General features: G+C 74.6%; 2 protein-coding genes. Both read right to left on the bottom strand.

All coding sequences use genetic code 11. The features are described 5' to 3' along the window. Positions 1-45: 45 nt before the first annotated feature. Positions 46-1,599 carry a hypothetical protein gene (locus BLU95_RS43475; protein WP_159425080.1) on the bottom strand — a complete coding sequence of 518 codons (1,554 nt, stop codon included), beginning with the start codon at positions 1,597-1,599 and terminating at the stop codon, positions 46-48. Between the two features lie 106 nt (positions 1,600-1,705). Then, positions 1,706-23,191: an EndoU domain-containing protein gene (locus BLU95_RS32975; RefSeq protein WP_093863198.1), complete on the bottom strand. Its 21,486-nt coding sequence runs from the start codon at positions 23,189-23,191 to the stop codon at positions 1,706-1,708. Positions 23,192-23,273: the final 82 nt, after the last annotated feature.

The raw sequence follows: 23,273 nt of genomic DNA, 5'->3' as shown, positions 1-23,273 counted from the left end.
TCGTCGTCGGGCGGGTCGGACGGGGCGGGGCCGGGGCGGGCGCGGTCAGGAGGCCGTGCAGTCGGCCCTGACGGCGGAGGCCGCGATGTGCGCCTTGTCGGTGGCGGTGCCGGCCCAGTCGAGGCCGCGGGAGTGCAGCATCACCGAGATCTTGCCGCCGGAGACCGCGAACGCCTTGCTGGTCACCCAGCTCCCCCGGCTGCCGGTCTGGTTGACCGAGAAGTCGCCGATGACGCCGGAGTTCGGGGTGGAGGAGTTCTGGACGGTGTAGTAGGCGGGCTTGCCGCCGACCAGCTTGTAGTCGCTGTTGTTGGGCACGTACACGGCGATCGTGCAGCTGCCGGTCGTGACCGGGGCGGTGGAGAACGTCCAGACCACCGAGTTGTCGTTGTCGTCCTTGGTGTCCGAGCCGGACATCGGCATCGACACGTACTTGCCGTTGCAGCCGGAGCCGCTGTACCCGCCGGTCGAACTGCTGAGCCAGCCCTTGGAACCGTCCTCCCAGTAGCCGTGCTGGGCGTAGGCGACCGAGCCGGTGCTGCAGTTGCCCCCGCCGATGGCACTGTAGGTGGCCTTGGCGGCGGCGGGCGGCTGGACGGGGGGCTGGGAGGCGGGCGGCGGCTGCGGCGCCGGCTGCTGGGGCGCGGGCTGCTGCGGGGCCGGCTGCTGGGGCGCCGGCTGCTGCGGGGCCGGCTGACCCGGCGCGGGCTGCTGCGGGGCCGGCTGCTGGGGCGCCGGCTGACCGGCACCGGGCTGCTGCGCGGCGGGCTGGCCCGTGACGGGCTGCGTCGACTTGCTGTTGCCACTGCCGCCACCGGTGCCGCTGCCGCTGCCGCCGACGTTCTGGGTCCCGCTCTGCGGTGCCTTGCCCACCGGGACAGTGGTGCCGACCGGCTGACCGCCCGGTACCGCCGGGGTGCCGACGCTGCCGCCGAGGGCGATCCCGGGAACGGTGCCCGAGCCGTCCGGCGAGGGCGGGGTGAGCGCGGGGTCACCGGTCGCGGGCGGATCGACGGGAGCCGGGAGCGGGAGTCCGGTCGTGGGCGGGTCGGTCGGCGCGGGCGGCTGGACGTCGTCGATCTCCGGTCCGTCGACCAGCTGGGGGTCCGCGCGGTTCACACCCCGGTCGTCGCCGTGCTTGTCCGCGCCGTCGGTGATCAGGAACGGAAGCCCCATCAGCACCACGCCCGCCGTGGCGGCGGCGACCAGCGCGGGCCGCCGGAACCGGGAACGGCGGGAGCTCTCGTCCGGCTCCTCGGCCTCCGCGTGCTCGGCCCCGACCGGCTCCGGCGCCCCCGGCTCCTCCCCCGGGCCGAACCCGTCGGCGGACATGGACGCGCGGACGACCGCGACCGGCGGCACGGCGGCCGCCGCCATGGGCGCGGCCGGCCCGTACTGCGGCACGGCGACCTGCTCGGTCGGCGCCTCCGCCGCCGCCGGGGCGGCCGCGGCGGCAGCGGCGGCCGTGCCGGCCGAGGCGGCCGGAGCGGCGGCCACCGGAGCCGCGGCCGGCTCCTCCTCCATCTCCCAGTCCATCGACGGCAGCTGGATGCCCGCCGCCCCGCCCCGAGCCCCGTTCCCGCCCGTACTCGTGCTCACCGCAGCTCCTCCGGCCTCGCATGCAGTCCCAGTCGACAGGACCACCCCGCCGACTGGACCTCGGGTGCTCCTACTCCGTTCCTACGGCCGGACCCGGCCGGACGGTTCACGACCGCTCACCGCCGCCGGGGAACCACTGCGTCAGGGCGCTGAAGATGCTGTCCTCCAGGGTTTGCGCGGGGGCCGGCTCCTCGACCTGCGGAGGCCCGTCGGCCTCGTGCGACGGCAGCGGCGTGTTCGACAGGTGCGGGGGCGGGACGTTCGGGGCCCGGGTGTTCGGGGCCTGCCCGTTCGAACCTTGCGGGGCCTGCCCGTTCGAACCCTGCGGGGGCCGGACGCTCGGGGGCGGGAGCACCACCCAGGAGTCCTCGGACGTCCCGCTCCGGGAATCCGACTCGTCCGTCAGGTCCGAGTGGAGCGAGGTGTTGTCCGAGTCCCCGCCGTCGAAGGGCAGGGCCGAGTACCAGGTGTTCGTGGTCGACTCGCGCTGGTGCGGCGCCTCCGGCAGGTCCAGCAGATCCGTGTCCACCGACACGTTGTCCGACTCGTCCCCCAGCCGGGCCCCCTCGTGCAGGTAGAACTCCTCCGGGGCCGTCGCGTACGAGGCGCCCGTGGCCTCCCGCCGGTGGTCGCCCGACACGTCCTCGGGGAGGAGTGTCCGCCTGCCGGTGTCCTCCACCAGGTCCGGAGTGTCGTGGTCCGAACCGTTCCGCGACGGCGAGGGAGCGGAGGAGTCCGACGTCAGGGGCTCGTCGACCGGGGTGTGCGGCAGACCCTCCGTCGGCGCACGCCGCACGGGCGGGGTCTGCACCGGCGGAGTCTGCACCGGCGGGGTCTCCTGCACAGGCGCAACCTGCACCGGCGGAGTCTGCACTGGCGGGGTCTCCTGCACCGGCGGAACCTGCACCGGCGGAACCTGCACCGGCGCAGTCTCCTGCACAGGCGCAACCTGCACCGGCGGAACCTGCTCAGGCGGCCCGACCCGGAAGCTCCGGACACCGCCGACGGGGCGGCCCGCCTCGGGTGCCTCCGCCCGCTCCACCCGCGCCGTGGTGGTCACGATGACCACCTCCACCTCGCGCCGGCTGCTCCGGAGCACTCCGCGCAGCGTCCGCTCCAGGCGGTCGGCCTCCCGCACGGCCCGCTCCGCCGGCGCGTCCAGGGTGATCTCGACCCGCCGGGGCGCGGTGCCCTCCGGGGCGAGGACCGTCCGCCGGACGTTCTCCAGCAGCCTGTTGAGGCTGCCGCCGCTGCCGGCGTCGGCGGCCAGCCGGATCGTCGGGTCCGGTTCGGGTGACGGTTCCCGCAGGCTGAGGTCCACGTCCCGGCGGGGGCCGCCCGAAGCGTTCCAGTGGGTGTTCACCTCGGCCGCCGACAGGTCGCCGCGCTCGCCGACGTGCTCGACCAGGTGCTGGAGCCGGCGCCGGTCCGCGGCCGGGACGGCCTGACCGTCGCGCACCCGGCGGATCTGCTCGAAGGCTCCTCCGTTCGACTCGTCCGCGGCGAGCACGAGCGTCCGGTCCAGGCCCCTGAGCCACCGCACGGCCCGGTCGCCCTCGGTGGTGAGGGAGTCCGCGAGCAGGTCCCGGGCGACCCGGCCGACACCCAGGATCCGGGAGCGGTCGTCCGGAGCGGCCGGGTCCAGCCGCAGCGCCCTCGCGACCGACTGCACCGCCCCCGACGAGGCACCGTGCAGCCGGAGTTCACCGTCGCGCGCGTCCTCGTCGAACCGCAGGTAGCCGCCGGCGGGGACGTCCGCGCTCCCCTTGACCTGGTCGACGGGGATGTCGATCTCGATCGCCATCAGCTCCTGCCGGGGGAGCGTCTTCCCGTCCTTGTGGTAGACCACCTCCACCTCGGCGAAGCCGTGGTACCGCGCGGTGTCGGTCTTGATCTTGGCATTGTTGACGATCTGGCCGCCCTCGCCGGTCGCGAGGTCGGTCCGGTGCTGGTAGGCACCGTCGACGTAGACGCCGGCGCGACCGCCGACGTGCTCGTTGATCTCGCCCTTGCCGCCGCCGGTGAGGCGGACCGCCGCCTGGACCGAACGCTGGGCGTTGGCGCCGTCGGTGACCGAGGTCGTGTTGGTGGGGTTGGACTCCGACGTCGCGTCGGTCCGGACGAACTCCAGCTGCTTGATCCTCACCCTGACCTCCACCCGGGCGTCGCCGGCCAGGTCGGTCGGTCCGATCAGGAGGGTGGAGTTCCCCGGGCCGTGCGTGATCGTCGGCACCGACGGATCGGGAGCCGCGCCCGCGTTCTCCGCCGGGGTGCGCGGAGGGATCGGGGTGACCGGACTGCTGAGACGGCTCGCCAGCGCCACCGGGTCGATCATCCGGTCCACCGTGCCCCGGATCCGGTCCCAGGTGCCCGCGCCGAGGAACTCCTCCGCTCCTGCCTTCAGCTGCTGCCGCGCGTCCGGCCCCATCTCGACCTTCCGGACCACGTCCGTGTCGACGAGCCCGTGCGTCCACACCCGGTCCGGCGGGATCCGGACGGCCTGGCCCGCGGACGTGTGGTCGGTGAGGCCGCGCAGGGCGGCTCCGCGCGGCGCGGTCGCGGCGTCGAAGACGTTGCGGGGGTTGGGCGTGTCGCCGACCGGCGCCCGTTCCCTCGTCTCGGCGACGTCGATGACCGTCTCGATGCCGAGCGCGCGCCGGAAGTAGGCGTGCTTGGTGGCCATCACGAACGGCGGCGTGGTGCTGACCGGTTCCTTCCACTCGACCCGGAAGTGCAGGTCGGCCTCGCCGCTGAAGATGCTCGCGTTGGCGGGCTTCACCTTGGTGGTGTTGCCGGAGCCCGCACGGTTGGACCAGGTCTCCTGGGTGTCGTGCCCGGTCGCCCCGGTCAGCGACCCGCCCGCGTACCAGGGGCCGCCGCTGACACCCAGCGTGGCGCGCAGCTGGTGGCCGGAGCCCGCCCCGCCGCCGGTCGCCCCGTCGGCCGCCGAGTGGCTGTGCTCGTTCTGGGTCCCGGTGTTGAACTCGGTGGTCTTGGTGCTGCCGGTGTGCTCCAGCGTGCGGACGGACGCGCCGATCCGAATGGTCACGCCCCCGTCGGAGACCACCAGTTCGCGGCCGGACATCATGGTCCTGAGCTGGTCGTGCAGGGTGTTCGGGGTGAGGACGTCGTAGAGCTTGTGCCGGAGGCCGGACCTGCCCGGGCCGGACAGCCACTTGGTGATGTCCCTGCCGCCGAACTCGCCCGGGTCGCCCTGTCCGCGCAGGAGGTCCTTGGCGAAGTCGGGCCTCCTGACGCCGGTGTCCGTGGTGGTGCTGTTCGTGTCGGCACTGTTCGCGACGATGGTGTTCGTGCTGGTGTTGTTCGTCGCGAGGCTGTCCATGCCGAGGCTGTTCCCGCCGGCGCTGTTCTCGTTGGCGTGCCCCGCGCCGGCGTTCCGGTCGGAGGACACCGATCCGGTGCTCCCGTGGGACGGCGCCGCGCCGTTGTTCCGGGCGTCCGGCACGAACACATTGGTGACGACGTCCGAGGACCCGAGCCGGTGCGTCTGCCAGATCCGGTCCGGGACGGCGCGCGGCGCCTCCACCGGGCTGTACTGCGGCGTGATGACCTCGGCCGCCGCCCGGATGTCGCGGAGCTTCGTGGTGCTGGGGATCAGACCGCCCGTCCAGCCCCGGATCTCCACGTCGAAGCTGACATCGGCGTCGGACACGGCGGCCCGCGACACGTTCTTCGCCCGGTTCACCGTGGTGCCCGCGGTCTCCAGGGCGACGCCGGTCGCCGAGTCGTGCCGGTAGGAGTAGTCGACCGTCAGCACGCTCTTGCCGTCCGCGCTCGGCTTGCCGGTCGCACCGACGGTGCCGGTGATGCGTTCCCGCTGGTCGTACGAGACGCCGTGGCCGGTCCGGTTCTGCGTACCGACCTCGATCTCGGCGTCACCCACCTCGCGGCGCAGCACGGGGGCTTCCGTCAACCTGGCCCGGACGACCACCTCGGCCGACCAGCCGGGGCCCCCGACCGGCACCTTGAGCGCCCCGCCCCGGGTGAGCTGGGACAGGTTGGCCTGGAGCGCCCTCGGCCCGAGTTCCTCGGTGAGGGTGCGCTCCAGTTGCCGGGAGACGCCGCCGCGCGCGGCGAAGCGCTTCTCCAGGGCGGCGCGGACGTCCGTGAGCACCTGGGTGCCCCCGCTCCGACCGTCGGGGAGGTCCTTGAACGAGACCACCGAGGAGGCGCCGAGCTGGTTGCGCGGCAGGACGGTGTGGGTCCGCAGGTGCGGCTCCAGGGGCAGTTCGGCCTTCGGGCCGCGAACGCTGAACTCGGTGCTGAAGTCCCCCTCGACGGGGCGCGGAGCGCCCCTGCCCTCCAGGGTCAGGGTCAGGGTCACCCGTCCGCCGAAGACGTCCTGCGCGTCGCGGACCTTGCTGTTCGCGTAGAGCTTGTCCGCGGCGGAGTCGCGGGTGCCGACCCGGACCCGCTCCTGCGAGCCGAGGTCCGCGTTGGCGTAGGGCGCGCCGGTGACACCGGGGAACCCGACGCCGCCCTGCTTGACCTCGTGCTTCCCTTCCTGCCGGCGCTCCGACTCGAAAGTGCTGGTCTCGTTCTGCCGGCTGAGGTCGGCCGCGGCGCTCTGCCTGAGGTACTTCGGGTCCGTGAGCGTGGCGGTGACGGTCACCTTGATGTTGCGTCCGAGCACCGTGTCCTTGAGGACGCCCGGCTTGCTCTGGTCGAAGGAGTCCAGCTCGAACCGCTCGCCCCGGGTCATCGCGCCGAGCCTGGATGCCAGCGCGGGCTGGGTGACGAGCTGCATCACCTCGTCCCGGACGGTCGGCCAGAGGCGCCCGTAGTACTCCTTGCCGGCCGTCTCCAGATCGGTCCGCAGCTTTTCGACGGAGCCGATGTCGCGGACGACCGCGGACTCCGGCAGGCGCTTCTCGACGAGCCTGGCCACCGCGGCCTCGGCCACGGCCTTGTCGTGCTGCGGCGGTGCCACCAGGTCCGACTGCGGCATCACCGTACGGAACCCGACCGGGATCTCGACGGGATCGCCCACCTGCCGGTCGCCCTTGTGGACCACGACCTCCAGGTAGCCGTCGCCGTCGAGGATCGCGCCGGGTTCCTTGGTCTTGGTGGTGACCGCGGTCTCCAGGGTCCGGCCGGAGATGTGGATCGAGTCCGACCCCTTCCGGCCGCCGTAGGAAGCGCTGACATTGAGTTCGTCGGGGCCGATCCGGCCACCGCCCTGGATCTGCCGGAGCCCGCTCACGACCTTCCGCCGGAGCCTGGTGACCATGTCGCCCGCGCCGGTGTTGAACTCGGTCTCATTGGTGAGGGCCAGGACGTTCAGTTCGCGGTTGGCAGCCTTCACCTCGATCCGGACGTCGCTGCCGGGGACCCGCAGGACGACGGCCTCGCCGTTGGTCATGCCCTTGAAGTCCTGCTGGAGGCGCTGGTAGCCGAACTCCGCCACGAGCCGGTCGGACAGCAAGCTGCGGTTGCTCCCGAGCGCCTCCCTGACGTCGGCGTTCCCGGCCAGGAGGTCGACCACGCCCGCCATCACCTGACGCTGCTGCGGCCGGCCGGGCGGGGTGTTCAGGACCTGCATCTCCACGGTGCCGGCGGCGTCCTCGCCCGGTGCGACGCGCAGCCGCGGCTCACCCTTGGCGTGGACGTCCAGCATGACGTGGGACAGGTGCAGCCGCGGCTGCGTCCGCCGGGCGGGGTCGAAGTCGTCCGGCCAGCCGAGGTGGACGGGGTCGAGGGCGTCGGCGGAGGCCCTGGTCTCGCGCTGCGGGATGCCGACCTCGATCGGGGTCGTCACGACGTTCGCGGCCGCCGGGTCCAGCCGGACCGACAGGTCCTCCGTCCCCCGCCGGCCGGCCGGCTGGTAGCCGACCTCCAGCCGCAGCTTGCCGTCGAACATCTCGGTCACCTCGGTGGTCTTGGACCGCGAGAAGAGGCGCGCCCGGGTGGTCAGGCCCTCCCAGGACATCAGGTCGCCCTGGACGCCGCCCGCGGCCTGGACCCGGAACAGCTTGACGAAGTCGAACCGCCCCTGGAGGCCGAGTCCGCCCCGCTTGCGGCCGCCCGTGGTGGTGCCGAGCGTCACGACGCGGTCGCTGCCGCCCTCGTACTCGAACTTGGCCTTCGCCTTGTCCTTCGACCGGTGCACCAGCTCCGCCACCTCGCCGCGGACGGTGATGGTGCCCTGCCGGGCGTCGGTGCCGACGGGGATGTGCAGGACCTCGCCCCGGGAGAGGGACGACACCTGGGCGCGCAGCCCGGAGTCGCTGAAGAGGCTCTCCGCGAGCGTCCTGGCCAGGGCCTCGCGGTTGACGGTCGCCGGGGGCAGGGCGTCGGCGATCCGCGCGGCGAGGTCGACCGTCAGGACGCTGCTCGGCTCGCCGATGCCGGTCACCATGTGCGAACCGGAGAGCATTCCGGACTCGGTGACGGCCCGCGGCGGCAGCAGTGGCGCCCGCTCGGCGGGCTTGGGCGGGACCGGAGCCACGGAGATCTCGTCCTTGGGCGGGTGGGCGGGCGCCTCCTGGATCTCGTCCTTGGGCAGGTGCGCGGGCGCCTCCTGGATCTCGTCCTTGGGCAGGTGCGCGGGCGCCTCCTCGACCTCGGACTTCGACGGCCGACTGTTCGAACTCTGCCCCTCCGTCGACGCGTTCCTCGCGGCTTCGGCGTCCTCCATCTCCCTGAACCGCCGGTTGATCTCGGGCAGGTCCAGTTCCTCGGTCTCCCGCTTGCCCGGCACGAGGTTCTCGTCCACAGGGTTGCGGCCGTTGTCCTCGCCCCCGTCGACCGTCCTGGGAGCCTTGGCCTTGCCCTCCGCGTTCCTCCGGATCTGCTGCAGCTCCTGCTCGGTCGGTTCCTCGTCGCTGTCCTGCCTGAGCCGCTCCCGGTCCTGCTCGTCCTCGCTCGCCCGCCTGACCTGGTCCTGCTCGTCCTCGCTCGCCCGCCCGACCTCCTCCTGATTCTGCTCCCGCTCCCGCCGCTGCCGGTCGAGCCGCTCCTGCTCCTGGCGGCGCTCGGCGGCGGCGACGGCCGAGTAGCCGTCCTGCTCGGTGTGGTCGATGGTGGTCCGGCGGCCGTTCGCCGTGCCAAACTCGGCGAGCGGCGCCCGCCCGTCGCGGACGTCCACGAGCGTGACCCGCAGGTCCAGCGCGGCGGCCGTGAGCACCGCGAAGGCGTCCCGCACGATCCGCGGCTCGACCGCGCCGCCCCCCTCCGTCCCGGGCCGCGCGGTGATCTCCCGCCGCAGGTCCTCGACGAAGGGCTGCCAGTCCGCGGGCTCGATGCCCAGCCGGCGGGCCCAGGCGGTGTGGAGTTCGTGCGCCTCCCGTGCCAGCTCGGGGTTGTCCCGGAACCGCTGCTGGACCAGCTCGTGCAGGGCCCGTTCCGCGGCGGCCGGGTCGGCGGCGAGCCGCCCGCCCTCCTCCTCGCCGAACAGCTTCCGCAGCAGCTGCGGATCCTCCTCGACGAGCGCGCGCAGCAGCGGCGAACCGGCCTCCGGAGCCTCCCCCTCGACCTGAGGTGTGTGCGGCTGCTGGTGCTGCTCGTGCGGCTGCGACCCGGAGGGGTGCAGCGCCTGCAGGGGCGGCTGCTGCGCGGCCGGGGGCCGCCGGCGCTGGGGGGCGAACTCCTGGCCGGGGACTCCTTCGTAGTCGGTGATCTGCCCGTGCCGCAGCGTCCCCCGGATCCGGACGCCGGCGAACTCCCCCTCGAACGGGCTGTTCGGGCCGTCCGACTGGTTGGCGACCATCCGGGCCGCGTATCGGCGCTCGGCCTCGGCCCACTCGGGCGGCAGGCCGCGCCCGGCGTCCTTCGCGAGGTCCCTGTGGAAGTCCGGCGTGAGCTCGGCCGGGTTCTCGTCCTCCTCGCGGGTGCGGGTCGGCGGACGCTCACCGGTGCCGGGGGTGACGGGGGCCCTGAGCGTGGACGCGGGCGGGTCGCCGGCCGGGCCGGCCGCCTGCTGGTCGTCGGTCGGCCGGTGGACGAGGTGCTGGCCGTCCCGGACGATGCCCTCGATCCGGACACCCCTGGACCGGCCGGTCCAGTGCACGCTGCCGTCGGGCAGCCGCGTCGAGCTCGTCCGGTTCCGGTAGGCGTAGTCCACCCGCTCCAGGGTGTCCTCGGGGCCCCAGTCCTTCGGGTAGAAGGTGTGGCCCTGTTCGTCGGCGCGGCGGTGCCAGCGGGACGGGAACCGGCTCATCGGCGAGCCCGGCGCGACGGTCGGGTCCAGGAAGTAGGCGTGCGCCCGCCTGGTGTCGTTGCTGTTGGTGATCAGGTCGGGACCGACGTACAGGCCGCGGTCGGCGAGGTGGTCCGGCCTCGGCCGGTCGTTGTGGAAGCCGGTGAGCGTGTGCCGGTCGCCGTAGCGGTTCAGTTCGTCGACCCGGTGGCCGAACGGCGTGACCCGGACCTGCGGGACGAACGTGGCCGCCTCGAGTCCGTGCTGGTTGTCGGAGGGCCGGAACCAGATGAACTCGCCGCCCAGGATCTCGCCCTCGATCCGCACGCCGCCGTACTCGCCGGTCCACCGCTGCCGGCCGTCGACCGGCCCGGTCACGCCGTTGGTCCGCCGGGCGTCCAGGTACGCCTGCTTCGCGTTGTACACCGCGTCGTCGGCGTCCCAGTGGTCCGGGAACATCATCCGGTACCGGTCGCCGGAGCGTCGGCCGTCCGCCGGACCGCCGACGTCGGTGCGGTAGGTGCCGTTCGGGTTCTCCGAACCGGGCACCGGCGGCAGCCGGCGGCGTCCGGAGGCGGGCGGCGCGGGCAGGTGCCCGCCCCGGCCGTCCTGCCCGTCCTCCAGGGAGGTCCGGCGGGCGTCCTCGCCGAACTCCGCCCGCCGCTGCTGCGTGCCGGACGGGGTCGCCGCCGGGGGCCTGCCGAAGGCCCGGTCGAGCACCGCGCCCAGCTGGTCGAGGTGGTGCGGCCGTACGGCCGCTTCCGGCATGTCGGTGCCGTTGTCCTGCCGGGGATGGGCCGCGTCGAACGAGGGTCGGCCGTACCGGTCCAGCGACGCGGAGCTCATCAGCCCGAGCCCGGGGTAGACAGGACGGGGCTCGCTGCCCGGCCGGCGGTACTCGTCGTCCAGGCCGAGCAGGTGGCCGATCTCGTGGGCGATCACCCGCGGATGGCTCTCCACCCCCCAGGTCCCGGAGTCCTCCGGGACGGAGCCGTCCCAGAGTTCGACGGTGTGGTGCGGCGCCTCGGTCGGGCCGACGAACCGGACGGCCACCTCCAGCCGGGAGCCGTCGGGCAGCCGCTGGCCCCGGTCGTAGACCTGACGCAGACCCGTCTCGGCGGAGAGGTGCACGTGTTCGATGTCCCAGGTCCGCCGTGCTCCGGTGCTGGTCAGCCCGTCCGTGTCGAGATGCACCCGGACGGTCAGCACGGTCCGGGTGTCGCCGTCGGGGTCCATCACCCGTCGGGCCTCGAAGGCCTGGATCCGCTGGGCCTGCAGGGAGGACAGGAACCTGCCCTCGGGCGTCCCGGTGTCGGGCGGCCGCACCTCGACCGTGCGCAGCACCCGGCCGGGCGCGGGCGGCGGCACCGGGGAGGCCGAGGCCTGGTCGCCGAACCGCTGGCCGGACGGGGCGTGGTAGTCGAGGATCCGGCCGTTGTCGACCAGCAGCCTCATCCGGACGCCGGCGAACTCGCCCTCGACGATCGCCTGCGTCCGCAGGCGGTCGCGGTGGTAGTCGCTCGCCCTCAGCACCTGCTCCGCGGCGTGGTGGCGCTCGTCCGCGATCCACTCGCGGGGCAGGCCGAGACCGCTGTGCACGAGGGCCTGGGGCTCGAACAGGCGGCGGTCGAAGCGGGGCGGCACCGGCCGCAGTTCGGGGGCGGCCGGCGGATCGTCAGGATCCGGGAACCGGAGCATGGGCGCCGACTCTCCGTCCATGCCCTCCCGGACGTGCTCGGTGCCGTGGAACACCGCGTCGATCAGGCCCTGCTCGTGCTCCCGCTGGAGCGCGGCCGGGAGGGTGATGCGGCCGACTCCGATGTGCCAGGAGGCTTCCTGCGGCGAGTCGGTGAAGTCCAGGGTCGCCCGCAGCTGCCGGTGGGCGGTCGAGTCCTCGAAGAGCCTCTCGACGTGGTCCGTCAGCCGCGCCCGCACGGATTCGGCCTGCCCGGGCGTCATTCCGCTGGTGTCGAGGTGGACGGGGAGGACGAGCAGGTGCACCTCGTGGCCGCTGTCGAGCAGGCCCCACCGTGCACCGAAGCGGACGCCGCCCAGGTCGATCTCCGCCTCCTCCGACATGTGGAGCTGGCGGGAGTCCGTCCAGTCCGGGGCAGTGCTGTCGGGTCGGTGGTCGGCCGGGCCGTGGGCGAGGATCTCCTCGCCCCGGGAGATCCCGGTGATCTCCACGCCGTCGTGGACGCCGGACCAGCGGTGCCGGCCGTCCTCCAGGTCGAGCCGCCGGTCCGGTCGTGCCGCGACCGTGCGGGCGGCCTCGGCGATCCCGTCGGCGCTCCAGTGCGCGGGATAGGCCAGGGGCCCGCGGGGGTCCTCGGGGGACCACCAGCGGGACGGGAAGCGGGAGAGCGGGGATCCGGGTTCCACGGCGGCGTCGAGGTGGCCGAGGGTCTGCTCGCGGACGCCGTCGGCACGGACGTGCTCCCCGATGACCGTGCTCTGCCGGATCGGCCCGTCGAGGTGGGACGGCGGTGTCGGGGCCACCAGGTCGGTGAGCGGCGGGGCCCCGGTCTCCCGCACCGGCGCGGCCACCGGGGTGTCGTCGCGGAGGAGGACCTGGGTGGCGGTGTTGTGCGGGCCGAACCCGGCGGCGACCGCCCCGGCCTCGTCGACCACGACCATCCGCACTTCGAAGGTGTGGGCCAGCAGCGGGGCGAGCGCCCCGCCGAGTCCGCCGTCGCCGTCGAGCGCGGGGTCCCAGTTCAGCAGTCCGTGCCGCAGGCCGCGCAGGGCGTCCGCGGTCGCGGAGTTCGGTTCCAGGTCCGGACGGAAGCCGGCCACCACCTCGCGCGGGAGGTCCTCGGGTCCGGTCCGCTGGAGGTACTCGGCCACCTCCGCCATCATCAGCCGGTGGACCTCCGCCGGCGGGACGTCCTCGGGCAGCCCGAAGTACTCGCGGAGGCCGTCGGGGTGCGCGTCGGCGACCGTCCGCAGCAGCCCGACCGGGTCGGGGGCCTCCAGCACCGGGCCGTCGGCTCCGGGCGTGAGGAGGACGGGGACGTTGGCCGGACCGGCGGCGTGGGTCTGCGGGGGCACGTGCAGCTGCGGCACGTCCCGCTGGTCGCCGACGCCCTCCACCCCGACGATCAGCCCGTCGTGCAGCTCGACCCGGATCCGGACGCCCTGGTAGGACCACTCGACCACGCCGTCGTCCGTGCCCTGGCCGGCCGCGTCGTCGTGCTGGGTGACCGCCCAGTCCGCGATCCAGTGGGTGTCGTGGGCCGTCCACTCGCGGGGCAGGCTGCGGTCGGCCGGGAGGTCGCGCGGGTCGGCGGCCCAGGCCCCGGGCGAGAAGGCCGCTTCGAGCAGCCGCAGGTCGGCCATCGGCGCGAGGTGGGCGGGCGGCGTCTCGCCCGGCCGCAGCGGCCCGGGCTCGCGCAGGTCGGCGGGGCGGGCGGCGGGGCCCGCGGCGGCGAAGAGCTCCTGGTGGGTGGGGGAGAGATGGGTGAGGAGGCCGTGCACCACCCCGGCGAAGCTGTCCTGCCCGCCGTGCACGACCAGCGGGCCGAGGACCTCCACGAGACCCGGCTGCGCGCCCTGGCGGACCCGCACGGCGGTGAACGCGACGGCCGGGTCGGTGACGAACTCCACCCTGACGTTGAGCAGGACCGGCGGTACTTCGCCCTCGGGGACGCCCTGCATGGCGCGATCCTGGACGAAGGCGGCCACGTCCCGGTGGATCCGCAGGCTCGCCGCGTCCCGCTGCTCGGCCGTCATGGCCGGATCGATGTCCGGGAGGACCCGCACGGTGATGTCGAGACCGACCTGGTCGGAGTCGAACAGCACCCGCCTGGCCGGCAGCGGCCGGCCTCCCACCAGGACCTCGGAGAACTCGGTGACCGCCCGCACCCGGTTGCCGTCCCAGACGGTCATCGGCTGCGCGTCGGTGGGCCGGTGGGCCAGGTGGGCGCCGTCCCGGGAGAGGCCCTCGATGCGGACGCCGCCCGCCTCGCCCACCCAGTAGACCGTCCGGCCGTCCGCCTGGGGCACGGCGTGCAGGGCGTTGCTGTAGGCGTGGTCGACGTTGGCGAGCAGCTCCGTCGCCGTCCAGCCCCGGGGGTACATGGTGCGCCGGCCCCCGGTGGCCGCGTCGGTGCGCCAGCGGGTCGGGATCTCGGCGAGCGGGGAGCTCGGGGCGACCGTCGGGTCCAGGAAGTACGCCTGGGCCCGGTAGGTGCCGTTGTGGATCGGGTCCGAGCGGTCGGTGACCATCGCGCCGTGGCCGCGGAGCACCGGATTGGGGTCGGAGGACACCGCGGTCGGCAGGGCGGGGTTCACCGTGGCGACCGGGGTCACCTCGTGGTGCAGACCGGTGAGGTGCTGCCGGTCGCCGTAGCGGGCGACGTCCTCGGCCAGCTGGCCGAAGACCGGGACCGGGCGGCGCGGGGCGTTGCGGGGCGGCGGCGCCGGAGTGCCGCTGCCCGGCGGGGGCAGCTGGGCGCCGAGGTCGGTGGTCACCGGGTCCGGGCGGCGCTGGGCGAGCGACTCCCGCAGGTCGGCCACGGTGCGGATGTCGGCCGCCCCGGGCTGGACGTCGGACGGCCGGAACGACCGGAACCGGCCGGCGCGGAACTCGCCCTCGATCCGCACCCCGGCGTACTCGCCCGTCCACCGGTGCAGGCCGCCGGGGACGGCCACCACGCGGCCGGTCCGGCGGGCGTCCAGGTACGCCTGCTCGGCGGCGTACACGGCGTCGTCCGCGGTCCAGTGCCGCGGGAACATCCGCCGCCGCACCGCGGTGTCGGAGGACAGCAGGTCGCCGGCGACCGCCGGGCCGGCCACGGTGACGGCGCGGCGGCGGCCGTTCGGGCCGGTGGCGCCGGCCTGCGCCGGCTCGAACTCGACGTGCAGCACGCCGTTCTCGTGCCGTTCGATCAGCGCCCACGGCCTGCGGCGCTCCGCACCGGTCGGCGGGATCAGGTGGCCGCCCGACGTGCGGCGGTCGCCGTACAGCGAGAGCTGCCGGGCGTCCAGGTCGAAGGCGGCGCGCGGCGGCGGCGTGCCGGCGTCGTGCGGCGGCACGACGTGGGTGCCGAACGCCCCGTCGATCGCGGCGCCCAGCTCCCTGAGGTTGCGCGGGGCGAGCGTCTGGTTCTGGATGGTGCCGTCCGTGCCCGCCATGCCGGCGTCCTGGTCGTAGCGGATCCGGCCCTCGGCGAGGAAGCCCGGGCCCATGATGCCGCCGTCGGGGTAGGCGGGCCGGGCGCGGCGCTCCGGGTGGGCGACGCCGTTGTCGTCGGTGCCGGGGATGCGGCGCTCGCGGTACTCGTCGGCCATGCCGAACAGGTGGGTCATCTCGTGGGCGAGCGACGGCTCGTCGGTGTCCAGGCCCCAGCGGGCGCTGTCCTCGCGGAAGGCGCCCGGGTAGACGGTGACGTGGTGGTGCGCCTCCCCGGGGGTGTCGACGAACTCGGTCCGGACCAGCAGGACGTCGCCGCTGGGCAGCCGGTGGCCGATGTTGAGGCGGTTGTCGAGGGAGCGCCGGGCGCGCTGCCGCAGCGCGGCGACGGCTTCCGCGGTCGCCCGGCCGGCCGGGAGCTGCCCGGTGTCGAGGTGGATCCGCAGCACGAGCTCGGTCGCGGCCTCGCCGGTGGTCAGCCGGCCGCGGCGGGCGTCGAAGCCGCGCAGCTCGGCGCCGCCGGACGGGCCCAGCAGCCTGGGGTCGCGGGGCGGTCCGACGGTCACCGGGAGGGTCTCGGCCAGGAAGCGCGGGGCCTGCGGCTGGTGCGGCGGGACGTTCGCGGCCCCGTCGTCGGAGCCCATCTCCGAGTCGAGGTCGGAGTCCCGGTCCGAGTCCATGTCGGTGTCCCGGTCGGACGCGTCGTCCCGGGGGGACAGCGGCTCCTCGTCCATGTCGTCGGAGCTGTGCAGGGAGTCCGTGTCGTCGCTGTCGGACTCGTACACGTAGTCGGAGTCGTCCATGTCGTCGTCGGAGTCGTCCAGGTGCTGCTGCGTGCCGTCGTCGGCGGCGTCCTGGCGCGGTGCCAGGGGGGCGTTGGGCTCCTCGGGGCCCGGGCGACGCGACGCGTTCGACCCGGTGCCCGACCCGGCGTCCGACCTGCCTCCGGGCTCCGGTACGGCGCGGGTGAGCTGGGGCGGGAACGTCCCGTCGCCGACCACCTCGACGCCGACGATCCGGTTCCGCTCGTCGCGCACCAGCCGCAGCGTGACGTCCTGGTGCTCCAGCACGTCGAAGGTGTGGCCGGCCGGTCCCCCGTCCACCGGCTGCCGCCGGAGCGTGAACACGCCGTCCGCCTCCGCCCGCCCGAGGTGGTCCAGGGCGTCCGCGCGGGTCCAGTGGACCGGCAGACCGGACGACGCCGGGGCCCAGTCGGCGGGCAGGTGGTAGCCGCTGTCCGCGCCGGGGCTCTCCGAGGCGCGCCAGCTGACCGTCTCCGGTCGCCGCGCCGTCCCGGGGCTGTCGGGCTCGCGCAGCGGCACCGCGGCGGGGCGCGGGTCCCCGTGCGGCGTCCAGCCGTCGGCGGGGGCCCGGTCGCGGGCGTGGTCGGCGAGGTCCCGGAGGTCGGTTAGGCGGCCGTCGATGTCGGGCATCAGACGGCCCAGCGCGACGCCGTCCGCCGGGAGGTCCGCGGTGACGTCCGCCGTGCGGTGGCCGGGGCCGTCGTGGTCGACGAACTCGGCGACCACCCGGACCAGTCGGCCGTCCGAGTCGCGGACGTCCGCGGTGAGCCGGTCGGCGGCCTCCTGCACGGCGGCCCGGTAGGCCGCCGTCTGCTGGGGCGTGGCATCGGCCGGGAAGCGCAGGCGGACCGGTACGTGGAGTTCGACGCCCTGCTGCCCGGCGGCGAAGCGGACGTGCCGGACCGTCAGTTCGGAGTCCCCCTGGCCGTACCCGACCGGTCCGCCCGTGGCGGACCGCTCGACGACCTCCTCGTCGCGCCAGCGGCTGATCGGCTGGTCCACGGTGGGACGGTGGACCAGGTGGACCCCGTTGCGGGTGAGGCCCTCGATCCGCACCCCGTCGTGGGTGCCCACCCAGTGCTCGGTCCCATCGCCCGCCGGCTGCGGGTCGAGCCGGTTCCGGTAGGCCTCGTCGACGGCCCTCCGAATGGTCGACGGCGTCCAGCTGTCCGGGTACATCGTGTGCGGAGCGTTGTCCGCGCGACGGAACCAGCGGGTCGTGAAGGACGCCAGGGGCGCGTCCGGGCCGACCACCGGGTCGAGGTACCAGACCTGTGCCCGGTAGGTGCCGTTCTCGTTGGTGTGCAGCGCGGTCGCGTCCACCTGGACGCCGTGCACTGTGGCCACCGCCGCGGGGGGACGGCTGTGGACGCCGGTGAGCGCCTGGCGGTCGCCGAACAGGACGTGGTTCTCGCCGTGCAGCCCGAACCGCCGCTCGCCGAGGTTCGGCGGCTCGAAGGTGGGGGTGGCGATCCCGTCCTGGTCGTCGGAGGGACGGAAGGCGCCGAAGACCCCGAGCGTCACCTCGCCCTCGATCCGCACCCCGCCGTACTCGCCGGTCCAGTGGTACGTGCCGTCGCTCTCGACGACCCGGTCGGTGCGGCGGGCGCTGTGGTACGCCTGCTCCGCGGCGTAGACGACGTGGTCCGCCGACCAGTGCGCGGGGAACATCGTGCGGGTGACCGGCTCCCGGCCGGCGTCTCCCGTCCACATGTTGCCGGCCGTGTCCAGGTGCCGCGGGGCCGGGCCCGGGTCGGCCGCGAGGACCCGGAAGGTGCCGTTGCGGTGCTCCGAGCCCGGGACCCGCTCCGGGCGGGGCCCGGGCTCGGCGGGCCCGGGGTAGAGGTGGCCGCCACGCCCGCCGGGGCCGCCTTCCAGCGCGGTGCGCCGGGCCTCCTCGCCGAAGGCGGCGCGCGGCGGCGGCCCGCCGGGCGTGGCGGGGCGGCGGGGTGCGCCGAGCGCGCCGTCGACGACCGCGCCGAGGTCGCGCAGGTAGCGCGGCGGCAGGCCCTGCGCGGGGTGGAAGTCCGCCGTGCTGCGGTCCAGGCGGTCCATGTCGGTCAGGAAGTGGCCGTACCGGTCGGTGTTGTGGGCGGTCATCAGCGCGCCGTCCTGGTACACCGGCCGGGAGTTCCACGCGGCCTCGCGGTACTCGTCCGGCAGGCCCAGGGCGTGGCCCAGCTCGTGGGCGAGCGTGCGTTCGTCGGAACCGAGGTTCCAGTTGTGCAGGGACTCCCGGTTCGTGCCCTGGTGCACCCTGGCGTCGAGGTGGGCGTCCTCCGGACGGTCCACGAAGGTCACCTCGACCCGCAGCAGGTCGCCGTTGGGCAGCCGCTGGCCCCGGTTGAAGTGCTCGCCGACGCCGTTGACGGCCCGCTGCCGCAGGCCCTGCAGTCCGGCCTCCAGCTCGTCCTTGGGCAGGGTGAGGCCGGCGGTGTCGAGGTGGACCCGCAGGCGCAGCACGGTCTCGGTGTCGCCGTCGGCCAGCCGGACCCGGTCGGCCTGGTAGGACTGCCACTGGCGGCCCGACATCCGCAGGCCGAAGGCGTCCCGGGGCGGTTCGACCTCGGCGGTGGAGAGGATCCGGCGCGGGCCGGAGCCGGACGTCGGCAGTTCGGCCCCGGGGCCGGGCCGGGACACCGAGAACCCGGCGATCCGGCCGTCGGCGGACATCGAGACCCGCACGACGGCGCCCGCGACGGTGCCCTCGATCACCTGGCCCGCCACCTCCGTGGACCGCCGGGGGACGAGCACGCCGGGCACGGCGCCGGTCGCGACCGCGTGGGCCGCGTACCGGGCGTCGTCGGCGGTCCAGGTCGGCGGGACGCCCTGGCCGGGCCGGTCCCACGCCGCGTCGGTGAAGCCCCGGCGCATGAACGGCAGGTGCTCCGCCATCAGGTCCGCGGTCCGCGGCGGCCCGGCCGGGTCGGCGGCACCGGGCTCGCGGAGGCTTCCCGGCACCGGGTCCGGCAGCGGCACGTCGAGCGGGGTGTCGGGCAGGTTCCTGGCGAACGTATCGGCCACCAGGTCCAGCGCGCTGTCCCCGCCCGCGTCCAGCAGCGGCCCCAGGTGGTCCCGCAGGACGGGCTGCCCGCCGGCGGTGGGCCGGGCGCTGGAGAACGCCCCGGCCGGGTCGTCGGTGAACTCGAGCCGCAGATGGACCGGCGTGGACGGGGCCTGGTCCCGCACCAGGCGGTCGGCGGCCTCCTGGAGGCGCTGCCGGTAGGCGGTGACGTCCGCGGGGGTCATGCCCTCCGACTGCAGGTGCAGACGGACGCTCACCTCCAGGCCCGCCTCCCGGGTCCCGAACAGGGCCCTCCGGACGGTCACCGGGAGCCCCCCTCCGACCGTGTTGACGGAGGATTCCGCGCCGCGGGCGACCACCGTGTCGGGGTAGCCGTCGCCGTAGCTGCCGCCCCGCCAGGCGACCTGCCGGTCGAGCGGCCGGTGGACCAGGAGCTGTCCGTCCCGGACCAGTCCCTCGAACCGGATGTTCCACGCCTCGCCGACCACGTGCTCGGTCCGGCCGTCGCCGAGCGGCACCCGCCGGCCGGGGTTGACCAGCAGCGCCTCCTCCGCGGCGAGGCGGACGCTCGCGGCCGGCCAGTTCGCCGGGTAGTGCATCGGGTCCTCCGCCGCGTCCGCCCGCCGGTGCCAGCGGCTCGGGAGGTCGGCGAGCGGGGAGTCCGGCCGCAGGGACGGGTCCAGGAACCAGACCCGGCGCCGCGCGGTCCCGTTGGGGTTGACGGTCCGCGCCGGATCGAGCCGGAGGCCGTGGGCCGCGCCCGTCGGCGGGTCGAAGGCGTGGTGCACACCGGTCATCGAGCGGCGGTCCCCGAACTCCTCGGGCCGCCCGAAGTCCTCGGGGCCGGGCGGCGCGGGCCGCCTCGGCGCGTACGGCGGCGGGGCCTGCGTCCCCTGGTCGGCCGCGGGCCGGAAGCCGGTGATCAGGCCGTCCTGCTGCTCGCCGACGATCCGCACGCCCGCGTACTCGCCCTCCCACCCGCGCGCGTCCGGGTCCGGGTCGCGGGTGCGGGCGTCCCGGAACGCCTGCTCGGCGGCGTACACGACCTCGTCGGCGGTCCAGTGCGGGGGGAAGAAGGTCCGGCCCTGCTCACCGCTGTCGACCGACGGTTCCAGGTGCACGGTCCGGTTGCGGTTCTCCTGGAACTGCCCGTCGGTGTGGGCCCGGCGGACGGTGTCGCGCAGCAGGTGCCCGCCCGCGCCCTCGGGGCCGCCGGTCCCGTACAGCGAGGTGGTGCGGACCGTCGGCGCGACCAGCGGCGGCACCGGGGCGGCGGTCGGGCCGTCGGGGCCGTGGTCCGGGGCGAAGGCCTCGTCGACGGCCGAGCCGACCGTGCGCAGCCGCTGCGGCACCGGGCCCTGGACCGGCCGGTCGACTCCGCCCTCCCGGTACACCTCGCGGGAGCGGTCGTTCAGGCCGAGGACCCGTCCGATCTCGTGCCCGAGGGTGTCGCGACCGGCCCGCAGGCCCCAGTTCGCGGTGTCCTGGCGGACGGTGCCGTCGTGCAGCCGCACCGTGTGGTGGGCGGTGCCGGGCGCGTCGACGAACTCGACCCGCACCCGCAGCACGCTGCCGTCGGGCAGCCGGTGGCCGCCGTTGTAGGCGTCGGCTACGCCGTCCAGGGCCCGCCGCTGCAGGGCGGCGACCCGCTGGACGGACTGCTGCCCCAGGCCCGTGCCGTCCAGGTGCAGCCGCAGGACGAGCTCGGTGGCCCGCTCCCCGGTGGGCAGGGTGCCGCGCCGGGCCTCGTGGGGACGCAGCGGGGAGGGCGCCTCGTTGGCGGCGCGGGGGCCGGCGGGCGGGTTGACGGTCCGGGTGGTGTAGTCGGGCCGCAGGTCCGAGCCGCCGGCCGCGTTCGGCAGGTGCGTCGGGTGCGCCGGTGCGGACGGCGGCACCGGGAGCGGGACGGGCCCGGGGTGGACGGTGGCCGTCTGCTGGTGGGGCGGCACCGGCTGCGGGGTGTCCTGGTGCCCCGGGCTGCCCGGACTGCCCGGACCGTTCGGGTTGCCGGGGCTGCCCTGGTTCTCCAGGCCGCTCGGGGCGGGCTCGCGCTGCGTGGTGGACGGCGGGACCGGGAGGTCGGTGCTCGAGGCGGTCGGCGGTGCGGGGCGCGCGGGGGCGGGGTCCAGGCCGGGTGCGGGCGGGTCGGACGGCGGGCCGCCGGCCGGCTTCGGGTGCGGCACGGGGGCCGGCGTGGCGGAGGACGTGGGGACCGTCGCCGTGGCCGGGTCCGGCGCGGCGGAGGCCGTGGCCGTCCTCGGGGGCGCGGTGGACGTGGACGACGTGGACGTGGAACTCGTGGACGTGGGCGACGTGGAGCTCTCGGACGAGGTGGAGGTCGTCCGGACCGGCGAGGGGCGGGTGGTCTCGCCGGTGATCGGATTCGGCTGCTGGCGCTGGGTCTGGCCCTGCCCCTGCGTCTGTCCCTGTCCCTGCGTCTGGGTCTGCCCCTGGGTCTGACCCTGCTGCTGACCCTGGCCCGGGGTCTGCGTCCGGACGCTCTCGCCCCCGTGCGAGACGGTACCGACGGGCGTCGGCGCGGTCGCCCCGGGCATCCACTCGTCGAAGGAGTCCTCCAACCGCACGTGCTCGAGGGTCTCCTTGAACACCTTCGCGTACTCGACCGCGTCCGGGTCGTCCGGGGTCTTGAAGACGTCCTCGATGTCCCCCCGGCCGAAGGCCTCGCGGAAGAGGTCGCGGATGTCGTCGGCCTCGTCCCGGAAGACGTGCTCCAGGTCGGCGTTGCCGAACGCGCGGTGGAAGGCCGAGGCGATGTCGCCGTCCGCCGGACCGCCCTCCCCCCGGGAGAAGCCCAGCAGGCGCTCGTGGCCCCCGGAACCGCCGTCCGACCCGAGCTGCGGTCCGAGCCGGGGCACCGGGAACGGGGCCGGGTTGCCGGACAGGTTGCTCAGCAGGGCCAGGATGGTCAGCGGGTGGTGCGGCGGGAAGTACTTGGACTGGCCCTCGGCGATCGCCTTGAACTGGGTGTCCCGGACCCAGTCCATGTACCGCCCCATCAGGGGCGTCGCGGCGTGGTGCAGCCCGCGGGCCATCAGGCCCATGGCCATGCCGGAGCCGAAGGTCGCGAGGGTGGTGGTGAACTCGTGCTTGTCGGTGAAGAGGAGGTTGTAGAAACCCTCGGTCAGGTTGCCCTGGACGCCCTCCTTGAGCTGCTCGCCGATCGCGTAGCCGAGGTGGAACATCCGGTTGCCCTGCGACATGTGCTCGCCGACGTCGACCATCCGGTCGGCGAGGGCACCGACGCCGCGCTCGCCGAGCTTCTTGCCACTGTTCTCCAGGACCTCGCGCAGCCCGGCGCTCAGCGCGGCGTGGTCGACGCCGCTCTTGCCCCAGCCCTTGACGAAGGCCTCGCCGAACTCCCGGCCGAGCTTCTCCGCGGCCACGTCCCCGAGTTCGCCCTTGAGGTGCTTCTTGAAGCTCCCGGCCAGGCTCTCGACGAACTTGTCCGCCGCCGAGCCCGCCCCGGCCTTGCCGAAGCCGTGCCGCAGGAGGTTCTCGTTGGACTCCAGGATCGATCCCAGGTCGCGTGCGAAGGCACGGGAGCCCGCCTTGTTCAACCAGGTGCCGGTCCCCTCGGTCGCGGTCGACTTCAGGGTCACGCCCGCGACGTCCCCGAGCGTGCCCTTGCTCCCCTTGGCCACGCCCTCCAGGCCGGCCTTGAGTGCCTCGTTCAGCGCCTTGCGGTCACCGTTGATCATGAAGTCGGACAGCTTGTCGGCCGCCACCCGGCCGCCGCTCTTGCCGAGCAGCCGGCCCAGCAGCTTGCCCAGGCCCATGCCGATCAGGTTGAGCGGGCCGGAGATCACGCCGCCGATGACACCGAACAGCACGGCCTGCTTCAGGGCGTCCTTGTCGATCTCCTTGCGGTTGCCCTGGCCGATCTGGATGTTCTGGATGACCAGGTCCATCGTCAGGCCGCTCATGATGCCCGCGAAGGTGTGCAGCAGGATCGTCTTGAAGAGGAACTTCATCAGCGTCTTCAGCACCTCGCGGGTGAAGATCGTCTTCAGGGTGATCCCGGCGAGGCTGGCGCCGAAGGTGAACGGCGCCCAGAGGATGGCCAGCGCGATCTCCAGCAGCAGCTGGACGAGCTGGGCGATGGCCATCCACTTGGTGTACTCGGCCGCGGTCGCCACGTCGTTGGCGCACTTCGCGAGCGCCTCGGCGGTCTTGGTCGCCGAGGCGATGTAGTCCGACGCACCGGTCTCGCCGATGAACTGGCGCATCTGCTCGGAGAAGGCCTGGGCGGCCTGCCCCTCGAACTGCTGCCGCGCCTTGATCGCGACCTCGGCGATCAGGCGCCGCAGCTCCGGCAGGTCCTTGGCGAGCTTCTGGTAGGCGTCCCGGACCTCGCGGAGGTCCCCCTCCCGGATCTCCGGCCAGGGCATGCCGGTGACCTTGGAGAAGAAGTCCGCGGTCGTCTTGTCGACCACGATCGACGAGTAGGGCACGTGGATCAGCCTGCCGTTTCCGGTCGTTCCAGGGGGTGGTGCGGGTCCTGCCGAGGTCCTGCGGGACCCTGTCGGGGTCCTG

It is taken from the genome of Streptomyces sp. TLI_053 (assembly GCF_900105395.1).
GTDB lineage: Bacteria > Actinomycetota > Actinomycetes > Streptomycetales > Streptomycetaceae > Kitasatospora.
This window is presented reverse-complemented; position numbering and strand designations above follow the sequence as displayed.